Origin of the sequence: Marinomonas mediterranea MMB-1 (assembly GCF_000192865.1) — a bacterium.
Taxonomy (GTDB): Bacteria; Pseudomonadota; Gammaproteobacteria; order Pseudomonadales; family Marinomonadaceae; genus Marinomonas; species Marinomonas mediterranea.
This window is the reverse complement of record NC_015276.1, coordinates 2,605,084-2,617,929: the sequence shown is the minus strand read 5'-3', so window position 1 is coordinate 2,617,929 and position 12,846 is coordinate 2,605,084. Positions and strand designations below refer to the sequence as shown.

Annotated in this window: 11 protein-coding genes; 4 read left to right on the top strand and 7 right to left on the bottom strand. The window is 41.9% G+C overall.

What is annotated here, in order from left to right; genetic code table 11:
* Positions 1–127: 127 nt before the first annotated feature.
* The 3 genes from MARME_RS11955 to MARME_RS11945 form a co-directional block, all read right to left on the bottom strand.
* Positions 128–835 carry a hypothetical protein gene (locus MARME_RS11955; protein WP_013661521.1) on the bottom strand — a complete coding sequence of 236 codons (708 nt, stop codon included), beginning with the start codon at positions 833–835 and terminating at the stop codon, positions 128–130.
* Positions 836–1,041: 206 nt separating this feature from the next.
* Positions 1,042–2,652 carry an ATP-binding protein gene (locus tag MARME_RS11950; RefSeq protein WP_013661520.1) on the bottom strand — a complete coding sequence of 537 codons (1,611 nt, stop codon included), beginning with the start codon at positions 2,650–2,652 and terminating at the stop codon, positions 1,042–1,044.
* Positions 2,645–3,424: a response regulator gene (locus MARME_RS11945; RefSeq protein WP_013661519.1), complete on the bottom strand. Its 780-nt coding sequence runs from the start codon at positions 3,422–3,424 to the stop codon at positions 2,645–2,647. Before MARME_RS11945 ends, MARME_RS11950 begins: the two co-directional genes overlap by 8 nt.
* Before the next feature lie 151 nt (positions 3,425–3,575).
* Here MARME_RS11945 and fos point away from each other — a divergent pair, with 151 nt between their 5' ends.
* Positions 3,576–3,974 (top strand): fosfomycin resistance glutathione transferase, encoded by a 399-nt coding sequence (fos, locus tag MARME_RS11940; protein WP_041648622.1) that lies wholly within the window; start codon positions 3,576–3,578, stop codon positions 3,972–3,974.
* 113 nt (positions 3,975–4,087) lie between these two features.
* Here the strand turns inward: fos and MARME_RS11935 are convergent, their stop codons facing one another.
* From MARME_RS11935 to MARME_RS11925, 3 genes are all read right to left on the bottom strand, one after another.
* Entirely contained in the window at positions 4,088–6,259 is a 2,172-nt protein-coding gene (locus MARME_RS11935) for an ATP-binding protein (protein ID WP_013661517.1), read from the bottom strand.
* The gene (locus MARME_RS11930) at positions 6,240–7,421 is read right to left on the bottom strand and encodes an ATP-binding protein (RefSeq protein WP_013661516.1); all 1,182 of its coding nucleotides are present in this window, start codon (positions 7,419–7,421) and stop codon (positions 6,240–6,242) included. The genes MARME_RS11935 and MARME_RS11930 overlap by 20 nt, the downstream gene beginning before the upstream one ends.
* Before the next feature lie 213 nt (positions 7,422–7,634).
* Positions 7,635–8,579 carry a LysR family transcriptional regulator gene (locus MARME_RS11925; RefSeq protein WP_013661515.1) on the bottom strand — a complete coding sequence of 315 codons (945 nt, stop codon included), beginning with the start codon at positions 8,577–8,579 and terminating at the stop codon, positions 7,635–7,637.
* Positions 8,580–8,682: 103 nt separating this feature from the next.
* Here MARME_RS11925 and MARME_RS11920 point away from each other — a divergent pair, with 103 nt between their 5' ends.
* From MARME_RS11920 to MARME_RS11910, 3 genes are all read left to right on the top strand, one after another.
* Positions 8,683–9,348 carry an FMN-dependent NADH-azoreductase gene (locus MARME_RS11920; RefSeq protein WP_013661514.1) on the top strand — a complete coding sequence of 222 codons (666 nt, stop codon included), beginning with the start codon at positions 8,683–8,685 and terminating at the stop codon, positions 9,346–9,348.
* A gap of 211 nt (positions 9,349–9,559) precedes the next feature.
* A complete protein-coding gene (locus tag MARME_RS11915; protein ID WP_013661513.1) occupies positions 9,560–10,057 on the top strand; it encodes a GNAT family N-acetyltransferase in 498 nt (165 codons plus the stop codon).
* Between the two features lie 923 nt (positions 10,058–10,980).
* The gene (locus MARME_RS11910; RefSeq protein ID WP_013661512.1) at positions 10,981–11,799 is read left to right on the top strand and encodes a hypothetical protein; all 819 of its coding nucleotides are present in this window, start codon (positions 10,981–10,983) and stop codon (positions 11,797–11,799) included.
* 54 nt (positions 11,800–11,853) lie between these two features.
* Here the strand turns inward: MARME_RS11910 and MARME_RS11905 are convergent, their stop codons facing one another.
* Positions 11,854–12,831, bottom strand: a complete 978-nt coding sequence (locus tag MARME_RS11905; RefSeq protein WP_013660754.1) for an IS110 family RNA-guided transposase — start codon at positions 12,829–12,831, stop codon at positions 11,854–11,856.
* Positions 12,832–12,846: the final 15 nt, after the last annotated feature.

Below are 12,846 nucleotides of genomic sequence, written 5' to 3'. Positions count from 1 at the left end.
TTAACTCAGACAGGTAAAGGGTCAAGCACATCATTTCCCCGTTTGACGATAAACGGGGAAATGATTGGGGGAAGAGAAGAGGCAATTAACTAGAACTTATAAAATTGCATTAGAGTAGAGCGCGGGCTTAGAAGTGATACGCGACGGTAAAGTTAGCAAACGGTGCAGGGCCTTCTGTGTCGTCAATGATTTGTTTTCGTTCCGCTTCCAACTCAGCAGTAGAAATCGATTTATTTCCGCTTGAAGAGACGTTGACATCGGCTTTGCCTATGAAAGCGACGCCGAGTTCTGCTTGAAAGTCAAAACCAGGCGCGCCTTGAATTTTGTTACCCCAACCAAGGCTGACATAAGGGATCACTTTTTCTCGCGTAATATTTGCTTGAAATGAGGTTAGGTCGCTTGGGTTAATTTGCGTTGAGCCAACGGTATAAGACTTTCCTTTATCTGCATAGATGGTTGAATCTAAATCCAAATAGAGCGCTCCACCAGAGAAAAAGATTTTCTCCGTCCATCCGCTCTGCGATGGGTACCAATCTAACCCAAGCTGAAAAGCGTGGGAGTCGTAGTCGATTTTATCGTAATTGATCCCAGCGATGTCCGTGTCGTACCCACCTGTATCTCCTTCAATTGTACTCGCTATCGCGCGTATTTGGATTTGATCACCGCTTTTGATATGCCAGTCGGTTTTATGTGCTGCACTGAGTCCAAGACCAAAGTTACTCACACCGAGTCCAACTGAATACGACGGCGAGTTTTCATTGACGCTTAAATCAGCAGCTATGGTGGGTTGAATCCATACAAGCATGGATGCAGTTAAGGCAGTTAATATCTTCATTTCTATCTCCAGTCTCGTCTAAATGACAACGTTGTGTTGTTTCGATAAGAGATATGTTGAAGGAAATCAGACTCGAAGTATGTGGCGACTACTGGACAGAATGTGACGATGTTTTGGTCGCATTCTGTCCAATTCTTTTTTAGGAAATGGAGTGTGCAAAATACACGTAAAGTGAAGAACGCAAGTCAGTAAAAACAGTCGGAGGCTTAGCGCTTTATTGGCCACTTTATAGTGATTTTGGCGCCGCCAAGGGAAGACGATTCGATATAAGCTTCGCCGTCGTGCCAATCGGCAATTTGCTGGACAATCGCAAGGCCTAATCCGTGCCCTTTGGCAGACTCCCGTTGCTCGTTATCGAGTTGCTTAAAAGGTAAGAAAACACGTTGTCGGTCCTTTTCAGGAATCCCTAGACCGTCGTCCTCTACCGATAGATAAAAGTGCTCGTCGTGCAACTTAAAACCTACTGCGACCATCGAATTGCCGTATCTGAGCGCGTTGGTGATTAAGTTGTTCAGCGCGCGCAGCATGGCTTTTTGATCGACGAATACCTCAGTGTCTTGGAGTTCTTTTGATACGTTGCCTTGGAAAACGTGCGATGGATGCTCATCAGATTGAAAGTCTATCTCCGAGAGAATCAATTGCCCTAGTGGGTGATGACCAAAATGAGTAATGTCTGTTGCACGGCTATAGCGGGATAGTGCGAGAATTTGATTGATCAAATTGTCTAATGTGTGAATGCCTGACGCGATGCTTTTTTCATAACGTTTTTTTTCATCTTCAGAGATGTTTTCGGAGCGGAGCATTTCGAACGCAAAGCTTAAACGAGAGAGGGGAGTTCGAAGGTCATGGGCAATGGCGTTTGTAAGATCTCGTTGGCCCTTGACCATTTTTTCGATTTGGTCGGCCATGGTATTAAAGGTCGTGGCGACCTGTCGTATCGAGGAGAAACGACCAATTTTAGCGCGTTGGGTTAGATGCCCTTCACCAAACTTCGCTGAAGAATGAGCGAGCTTGTTGAGGTCTCTCCAAAGCGGGTAAATGAAGCTCAAAATACCAAAAGAGACACACGATACAATCACGAGAATGATAAAGAGAAGCGCCGTTAAACTTGAACCAGGCAACAGAATCGGACCTGCTACTAGAATGGATTCGTTATCGGGGGCGGTCATATAGAGATACGTCGTATCCTCTTCTGTGTCTCGCCAAGTGACTCTAATGTCTTGGAGTTGGCGTTTTTTTGCGTCGCTCAAGTCGCTTAAATCGGACAGTTCTTGTTGGGTTATTAAATCCAACTCGTAGCCAAAGTTTGGTTGAATGGATTTCAATGCACTGCGCCATTCTTCTTTTGGCGTGCTATTTAACAGCTCCATTAGTAAGCTGTGTGTTCCGGCGACTGCTTCAAGCACCGCTTGCTCTTCCTTAGAGTCAAGTTCCATATATAGGTACCATTGACCATCGTACAAGTGCTTTATTATTCCAGTCAGATCGCTTTCTTCATCGAACACAGACACATATTCGTTGGGTTTAAGCTTTGACAGGTCGCCTTGGTAATCTTCCACCGTGCCGTCAGCGGGCAGTAATTCAATGTGATACGCAAAGTCGGCGGTGATCTCTGGAAATTTTTCGGGCCATTGAGACGGAGGCAAGACGTTCAGCTTCTGCTCAATCAGGTAGAAGGTGCCTTTGTAGGCTTCGACAATCCTGTTATGAACAAAGTTGTGGTTAATGGCGGCGATAGGGCTGTAAGAACTCGATAAAATCAAAAAGAGTAACGGTACAAAAACGAAAAAAGACAGCCGAAAAAAGAGCTTAATCATCCAGTTTATTTCCTATCACCTTAATCGGTGCGCAGAGTAGGTAGCCTTTCCCTCGGATGGTCTTGATAACGCGTGGGTTGATCGAGTCGTCGTTTAGTTTTTTTCTCAGGCGTGAGATTCGACGGTCAATTGAACGATCTAAGCCATCGTATTCAAAGCCTCTTAAGTTTTGTACCACCTCGTCACGAGAAATAATCTCTCCTGCGCTGTCGATAAGCATTTTTAAAAGATCATACTCCGCCGTGGTGAAGCTAATAAGCGCGCCTTTATAAGTGATGCTTCGCTTCGAAAGGTCGATTTCCAACGCATTTGATTGGCTACCTGATTGACCGTCTGTCACATTAGAGCGCGAGGTATTCATGCTCTCAAGTTGCGTTTGGTTGACGACAGATCGTCTTAACAGCGCCTTGATTCGTGAGAGTAGCAAGCGTGGCTTTACAGGCTTGATGACGTAGTCGTCGGCGCCCAGTTCAAGACCAAGCATCTGGTCCATATCTTCGTCTAACGACGTGAGCATCAAAATAGGGTTATTGAATTGTGTGCGAACGGTTTTACACACGTCAATTCCAGACATTCCGGGCAGCATAATGTCTAACAGAACAAGATCGGGCTGTTCATTCAATATGAAATCGACGGCCTCTAAACCATTGGAAATGACATCAACCTCATAGCCGTTCTTCGACAGAAACTCTTGTACAAGTGACGCGAGTTCAATGTCGTCCTCTACGACAAGGAGTCTAGTGTTGTGTTCGTTTAGAGTATAGTTGTCCATATCGGCCCTTATCTTACAGTCTCTTATTATAGAAATTTTGTCATGAATCGCGATTCATTGCCTTTGAACTTTTGTGACAGTATTGGACAAGTGTATGATAAAAAAAGCGTACTTGGTGACAACTAACTTGAAAAATGCCGAGGAGTTTTACGTGGTATCTGGACTTAATCATATAACGCTTTCAGTAAGTGACCTAGCGCGTTCGCTAACATTCTATGTCGATCTTTTAGGCATGAAAGGCCATGTAAAATGGGATAAAGGCGCTTATTTGTCTTGCGGTGATTTATGGTTGTGCCTTTATTGTGACGATGTCTCCCCAGCGGGAGACTACACGCACATTGCCTTCAACGTCCAAGAAGCAGACTTTACCACCTGTCGTGATAAATTAAGACAGGCAGGCGTCACAGAGTGGAAAGTGAATTCAAGCGAAGGCGATTCCGTATACTTTCTTGACCCTGATGGACACAAACTAGAGATCCATTCCGGTAACCTCATGAGTCGTTTAGAAAGCCTCAAAGAAGCGCCTTACTCGGGATTGGTGTGGTTGTGACTGGCTTTGAATTACTCTTTAAATCACTCTTTTAATCACTCTGCTGCCAGTACTACCTTAAATTCACTAAATTCAGAGAATAAGCGCCTGATAGATTGAATGGCTAAAGTCCCTTATGAGTAAGTAATTGCTAGGTCATCAACTGTCGCCAGCATTTCTTCAACGGTTTCTTTTAGTTCTGAACCCATACGTAAATATTCATTCGGGTATTCATCTTTCATTAAACACATTAGCGTGTAATACAGAGGTTTGAGCTCTTCTGTTAAATCAAATTCGTTTAACCAGTTTTCTACTAGGTAAGTTTGTTTTTTGGCTAAAAAGAAAAGAATTAAATCATTTATGTATTCAATATTTTCTTCGATGCTTTGTGTTTCTATCATGCCCTTTAAGAGTTTTTCCATGGCTGTGGTTGCCGTATTTAACTCATTGTTCCATAGCGCAACAGATGTGAGGGCATATAAACTTAAGAAGTTTTCAAAATGGATAACGCCTTTTTTAGCATAGGCCAGCACTTGCTCTTTTTTATCAGATGAATTTTTTCCAAAATACAGCAATGCTATACGATAATAAGTATTAACTTCACCATGTTTGATAGCGTCAAGGTACATTTGTTCCGCTTTTGAAAAGTCGTTTAATTCAATATAGTATAAATCCCCTAAACATAGATAAGCCTCAGTTACTTCGTGCTTAATGGCCTTGAGGTAGTTCTCTTCGGCTAATTTGGGGTTGTTTAGTTTAAGATGGTACAAATTGCCTATTAATATATAGGCCCTAACGTGTCCCTTTGACGCTGCTTTTTCAAAACACTTAATTGCTTCGTCAAATTCTTCTTTGTCCATATGAGCATATGCTTGATCAAAATATTCTTTGCCGTCTATTTCAGGTAATGAACTTAGATAACTCTCATCACTTTGTTGTTTAAAGAAATCATGAGCATGCTGATATATCTGCTCTTTTTCATGGATGCTGATGGTTTTACAACCGAGTAGGGCGGAAGTGTAGGCTAACGTGCCTGGTAGGTACGCATCGTTATTTAGCCCAGATGAAAACTGAGCGATTCTGTGTGTTAAGTCTTCTTGGGTGCACCACATTTCAATAAATCGGGTTAACCAAAGTAATTTGTTTTTATCCCGACGGCGGCCATAGCGCATTAGATACCAAATATTGAAAAACCGTTCATGAATGCGGTAAAGATGGTTTTTATTGTCGGTAGGGATTTTCTCTACTATCCACTGCTTTTGTAATTGGGATAATTGAGCCGAGATGGTTTTACTGTTGATACGAGTCTTTTGCGCAATCTCTTTTACTGAGATGGCATCCCAGTGTTTGGCAATGGCGTGTACGATGGGTTTTTGTTGTTTACTGAGATCGTCCATCCGATGTTTGTATATCGGAGAGGCCATGTCTAGGGTGTCGTCTAAATAACCAAAGGTCGTGCCGTGAGGGCCTTCCGCTAAGATATCAAATAACAATGCGATGGTTCTTGGGACACCGCCAGTAAGCCGCCGAATGGATTCAATTTTTTCAGGTTGTTGCTCTATGGCTAAGGTAATTTGCTTAACAGCCTCTTCGCCTGCGACTTCTGCCAGTGCTAAGAGTAGATCCAGAGTTTCCTGCTTGCTTAGTGAGTGTAAGGTGATGACGTTAAAAAACTGGTAAAAAGGGTGTTGATGATCATAGAAGTTTTCAAGCGAAATCGCAGAGCCGCCAATGATTCTTAGGTTGGCACTTTGGCTTAATACTTCCCTAAGGGTCGCTATATCGACCTTAGTGAAGTGATCAAATAGTTCCGCAATATTATCAATGAAAATAATGATTTTTTGTTGCTGGTGGTTTAAAGCGTTGTTTAGGAGTTTGAACGCCATTTTTGCGTCTTCGCCATCTTCTTGCTCTATGTCTTCTATGTCTTCAGCGAGACCTTTAAAGTGTTTGCCGTATAGAGGGTGTTCTTCCAAATCTTCCGCAATGCGCAACCAAAAGCTAAACAAAGAACTGATGCCATATTCTTCTTCTTTTAGCTGAATGGGGATCAACCAACTTGATAGGGTATCGCTTTCTTCCACCTCAATACATAACCGCGTGAGTAACGTGGTTTTCCCTGCTCCTCTTACCCCTTGAATGATGTAATGTTGTTCAGGAGATTCCATGGTCGACTGTGATATCGCTTTCCATAAGCGTTTAAACTCCTTTAGCCTGATGGCAAAGGTATTTTTTAATACCGCTGTGGACGTATTTTGCGGATTGTACTTTTTGGGAATTTCGTTTTTATAAGGCACGGTTGGCATGTCTGTTCCACCAGTCTTTTAAAATGGGTGAGGTAAAGCGATAGGTTTTTGGTGATGTCTCAAAAATGTAGCCGTCGTGCTCTAAGCAATCGATGACGTAGCCATGTTGGGTATCTTGGTATTTTTCTTGTTGGCTAAGGTTAAAATAATCGTTATATGAGGCTTCTTCTGATCTGGCGAGCAAGTTTAAAAACGCTTTCGCCAATGCTCTTTCTGATGTTTCAAGGCGTTTAAGACGTTCAACCCAATGGTTAAAGTTGGACCGGTAAGTTTGCTCAAACAAGGCAGTATAAGCCATGTCTACATCGTCCGTTGTGGGCGTCGTTTTCTCAATATCGAAACAATGGTCTTCGAGGCTTTCCCACAAAATCTCAATATAGTAAGGCATTAACCATTGCACTTTGTTAAGCATATAAGCGGCAATGTCAGATTCGATTTGCAATGTGCTGTTGTTTTTAGTGGTTAGGAAGCGAATAAAGGCCACACCATCCGTTTCATTTAGAGTGGATATACTTAATTTCTGCTGATCATTAATAAGGTTGGAGACTTCTAGTCTATTGGCTAATGAATCTAAACCAATAGAGCCAGTGAAGATGAACTGTACCATGTCGTTGAGTGACGTATCCTGACACAAGGTACGGGTATTTTTCATGAATTTTTTGACCGCTGTTATACCGTCTTTTTCGTAAATGGACTCTATAAGATCTGGGTACTCATCAAACACGATGACTAATTTTTTATCCAATTGAAGCTTACGAATAACCGTTGCCAAGTCTTGATAGGTTATATGGCGGTTTTTGTCGGTTAACTTGACCCCTGAACCTGCAATGTTAATGCTATCAATGCTGTTTAATACTTTGCTCAGAAAATCTTTGCCCTTTTGGTTGGCTCTTTCTAGGTTTTTTATAAAATCGGTATCGTACAATTGATCAAATATTTGCTTGTAGAATTCCTGTTCTGTCGTGCAGGACTGAACCATGGTATATAAAAAAATGTAATCATTGTTAGGGTTTTGCTCTAAATGCCTAAGCAGGGATGTTTTGCCTGATCGCCTTGGCGCAAGCAAAATGATATGAGCGCCCCTGTCTAAGTATCGCCAGACCTTTTGCTCATCCTTGCGACGTTCAAAGTACTTTTCTCCGAATACAACCTGTCCTGACATGTAACCTCCATGTTGATTTGACTATGAATATTTTGTTAGGTTAGATGGCAATAAAAATATTGTCAAATTATTTAACTATAAAAAATTAGTTAAATCCCTCGAGATCCATTCCGGTAACCTCATGAGTCGGTTAGAAAGCCTCAAAGAAACGCCTTACTCGGGATTGGAGTGGTTGTGATGCAGTACGTCTCGAGCGTGTTGTTAAAGAGAGATTTAGCCAGTTTTCAACAAGAGTGTAAGCCAGTCTCTAAAAAGCACCGCCGCGTCTTTATTGATGTTCCAACTTGGAATCACGCAATAGTGATCAAGACCCTTCAAGCAAATCGATAGTTCCCTCGGTGCTTCTTCTAGCCACGTAGCCGAAACCGGTTTAGTGGCAAGCAACTCACTGACAACCGAGACACCGTTACCCGAAAGCGCCGCTTGAATGGTTTGGTTTTCATCCTCGAACGAGTGCAGTGTTGCGTTCTTTATCCCAAGATTTGAAACAGCTTGCGCCACATTAGACTGACTAAGGTGCGGATTCTTCCATTGGGTGTAGTAAATCTCGATGTCATGCGTGCTAGCTTGATATTGCTGCCAGAATCTCGGCGTTGCGTAGGCTTTTAGTTTTTCTTGGTGCAATAGAACATGATGATCACCGTGTTCGTTATCCTGCTTTGTATAGTGTCCCGACCGTATCGCAACATCGATGTGTCTGCTTTGTTCTAAATCGACGAGCTGATCATCGGCTTTTATTCTGACATCTATATTGGGATGCAATGCTGTAAAGTTCGCCAGGTTTGGCACCAACCACATCGCTGCAAATGCATTGGTCGTTCCGATCGTAAGCGTCGTAGGCGCGTCTTTTAATTCATCAATGGTTGCTTTAAGTCCCTTCATTAACTTGTGTGTAGATTGAAACAACGCGCGGCCTTCATCGGTTAGTAGCACCTCGCGCGTTCTTCGTTCAAACAAGATTACTCCCAACTCTTTTTCAAGATTGCGGATTTGATGCGACACCGCCGTAGACGAGACATTCAACTCATTCGCAGCGTCTTTGAAACTGCATAACCTCGCTGCGGTTTCGAAGGATCTAATACTGGTTAACGATGGAAGCTTTGCAAACACACTGTTCTCGATGATTTTATTGACGTGTATATATGCCTGAACTGACATAGATGAATTTAATTTTGTAGGTGTAAAAATAATACCTTTTGTCAGAAAATACTATCCGATGAACACTAAAGCCTCAAAACACCCCAAATTAAAGAGGCCATCTATGAATAATCTGTTAAAAGTCGACGTCAGTGTTCGCAAGCTTCATCATCAAGTTGAAGGTTACCGTTCCATTACTCGTCAACTTGGTGAAGAATTTAGTCGTTTATGGATGAATAAAAATAATGCATGTAATGTGGTTAATAGGGATCTTGCACTTGAACCACCATCGTTTATCACTGAAGCGTGGTTAGCAGCGGCATTCACAGAAGAGCAAAAGCGAACGACCGAGCAAACGACGGAATTAAGCGAGTCCAATACGTACTTTCAGGAAGTTCAGCAGGCCGATCTCATCGTAATTACTTCCCCTATGTATAACTATGGAATGCCTGCCGCCTTGAAAGCCTGGTTTGACCAAATAATGCGAGTGAACAAAACATTCTCGTTTGATCTGTCGAGAGGCGATTATCCTATTGAACCTATCTTGTCGGGAAAAATCGTTGTTCTTCTTTCATCGTGCGGGGAATTTGGCTTTAGCGAAGGGGAAGAACGAGCACACCTTAACTACCTCACTGGTCATATTCAACTGCTTAGCAAATACCTTGGGGCCACAGATTTCTATGAAGTGCGTTCTGAATATCAAGAGTTCGCCGATGATCGATACGAAGCCTCGCTGATGAAAGCCAAAAAGGATATGGCAACGGTAGTCGATAAACTTTCGAGTGTTTGATCTGTTGCGGCTGACTTTCTAAAAACATAGGCGTTGCAAGAAGGGTGAATTCAGATATGCATGTAAATAAGCAAATGGCGTAGCAAAGGTCGGGATTGCGAACTGTATGCCTAAGTATGTTGTTGGTTTTAGTTTTTGCCGTACCCGTTGCAGATAATTTCGCATTCATGTAAAAGCAGCGCTAACTATATAGGAGTAGGAGCTTAGCCGCATGGAATTGGTAGTACGCAAAGTCACCTTAGAAGATGCCGAAGGCATCACTAATGTTCTCAACCCGATCATTGTTGAAGGTTTGTTTACGGTTTTAGATACAACCTTTACCGCCGAAGAGGAAAAAGAATTCATTGCTGACTTCCCAGAGCGCGGCGTGTTTACCGTAGCGCTGTCTGAAGAAAATACGGTTATTGGATTCCAAAACATTGAGCCTTTTGCACAATATACAAAAGCGTTTGATCATGTCGGTATTATCGGTACGTTTGTTTGTGAAAGTGCCCGTGGACAAGGTGTTTCCAAACAGCTTTTTGAATCGACGTTTGAGGTCGCAAAGCAAAAGGGCTATGAGAAACTATTTGCGTATGTTCGCAGCGATAATGAGCGTGCTTTGGCAGCTTATGTTAGGCAAGGTTTTGAGGTTGTAGGCACTGCAAAAAAACATGCAAAGGTTCGTGGCGAATACGTCGATGAAGTTCTAATTGAAAAGTTTTTATAGCTTTCTTGCCAGGTAAATAAATAGGGCATAGAGGAGCGAGTGATTTGTAGAGTCTGCTGTCTTCATTCTATGTCGGATGCGTTTAAATTTATGAATTTAAGGGCACGGTACAGCTGGATTTCAACTTGCCTAAGCGCTTTTACCTAGAATTTACGAATGATCAAGGTGGGTCTGAGCAACCGATCATCTTGCATTAGGCCTAGGCCTTTTACGGCTTGGTAGAACGTTGGATCGGTATATTGCTCGAAGCATCACAAGGTGTATTGCTAGAATGGATACATCCTCAGCCTGTGGTCTTGGCGACAGTCAATGATTCCGTCTTGAACTACGTGAACATAACCCGAGCGAACTTATAACAACAAGGTATCAACGTACTATGTGAATTTGGAGATCACTCAGTGGATCGAAAATATAAAACGCAGCTTTGAACTTAAAATTCCTAACATCGTCGTTATCGGCGAACAAGGAACAAAAACTGGATTGCTTTCCTACTGTCGCGGTAAGCTGGTAGAGACAGTTGAAGGTCACAAAGTTGCCGATTTTCTATATGTAAGCAGGTGTTGTGATAAAAGGAGACCATTATGACAAGTGACACCTGATATGCCGAAAACATTGGCGGTCTTCTTATTTATAGGGAAGCAAAAAACTTGATTAGAGCGAATTTTAATCAACTGAAAGCTTGCTAATTCTTTATGATCACGTTAAAAATAGAGTGATAAATGAGCAGAAAAGTTCAAAAAAGAGTTTTTCTGCTCTGCTATAGTGGTAAGGTCACTCGAAAACGTACCGCAAAGAAACAGGGAGGTCTCACCATGAAAAAAGTAAACTTCCTATATAAATGCGGCTGCTAGAGAAGCGTTAAATGTGGCTGTTCCAGTGTATGACGCTTAATTGTTATGTCTAAATGTACGTAAAGGAAGTTTATGGTAAACACTAAGCAATACTTCGTTCTGACTGGGCTTGTCGTTGCAGGGTTGGTGTTGATTGTAATACAGCAATCTCTAGGAAATGAGCATTGGGCCAATAGTTACCTAAATGCAATTTCAAGCACTTTGTTTATGGGAGGAGTGTTAGGTGTTCTATATAAAAAATATATTGATGACGAGCATTATAAAGAATTGAAAAAACTGTTACGGATTCATGAGTCTATAGAGGACTCAGGGCTTCTTGAATACCATGTTAAGTCTAATGACTTCAATTACTCTCACCTGATTACTGATTCAAAAGAGTTGACAGTTGTAGTGAATGATGGGCATAAATGGGTAACTATAAATGCAAATGACCTGAGGGAGAGATTCAATAGAGATACAACTACGAGATTTATACATCTAGATGGAAATAACCCATTTGTCCATGCTCTTGTGATTAAAACTGGTTATCGGCACGATGAGTTTGTAAGTAAGCTGGACACAGCAAGAACTGAGCTGATTAAGATATATGAAGAAAGTAAAAAAAAAGGAAGATTGGAAATATACGCAATGGAAACATACCCAACTCATTCAATATATCTAACCGAAAGGAAGCTCGTAATAACTCCATATCAAATATCTTCTAAACGTTTGAATATTCCTGTTTATATATATGACGCAACCAGTTCGGATCGTGGATATTTTAAAGATGTAAAATCAGATCTAGAACATATAGTTTCCGATGCAAAAAGAATATTCCCTGCGCCTGAAAATGATATAGAAAGTCAAAGTGCTCGGACATCACTTAGTTCCGTCGAAAAGGCAAACGCATGAATATCATTTTGAATTTAGGGTTAGATACGTCAGGGTCAGATACCGTCTTGAATTTCAAGCATTGAACACTTTATTTTTGTCAAAAGGTTCATTGCTTTTAAGTACGCCATAGATGATATGAATTAGCTTACGCATCGCTGCGCCGATGATCACCATTTTGGTTTTGCCTTTCTTACTGAGTCGCTCTTTCAGTCCTTTAAGGGCTGGATTATATTTTAGTGCCACCATTGCTGGAAGAAAAAGCGATTTTCGTAAATGTGCTGAACCTATCTTTGACATCGGCCCCCGACCTTTTATTGAGGTTCCCGATTGGTACTCACGAGGTGCAACCCCACAAAATGAGGCTAACTTCTTAGCACTGGCAAACTTGTGAATAGCCGAAAAATAAGATAACACCGTTGCCATTGTCTTCGCACCAATACCTGGAATTGAGAGCAAGAGTTTTTTCTTTCTCTTCAAATCTGGATCAAGATTAATATGGTCTTCAATCTCCCCACGTATGTTGTTGATGCGTTGTTCTAGCTCTTTAATATGCTGGTGAATATCGCCTTGCACAACCTCATCAGAGACGTCGAGTCGATTGACTTCTTGTTGCCTCATATCAATCAGCATATCGAGCCGTCTAACCATCGCTTTTAGCTGCCGAGTACTAAGGGGTTCCGGCTGCCAAAGATCGGGTAAAAGTGATTCACAGAACCGAGCGATGAGCGCAGCGTCTTGTTTATCATTCTTTATACGCAGCAGCTCACTTTGCGCAAAACCTTTTATTCGAGTTGGATTGACGACGCTAACCTTATGGTTTTGATCATACAAGTACTCAGCTAACGCATTTCCATAAACATTGGTGGCTTCCATGCAAGCATGTGTCTGTTCGACATCAAGCTGGTTTAGCCAATGAGTAAGTTTTTGGAAGCCTTCACGGTTATTTGTGAACGCTTTATGTTTCCATTTTCCAGAAGGTAAATGGAGCGCTACATCAAATTTCTTTTTTGAAATATCGATGCCGAGAGTGGAGGTGATGGATTGATTCATGTTTTACTAACCTTG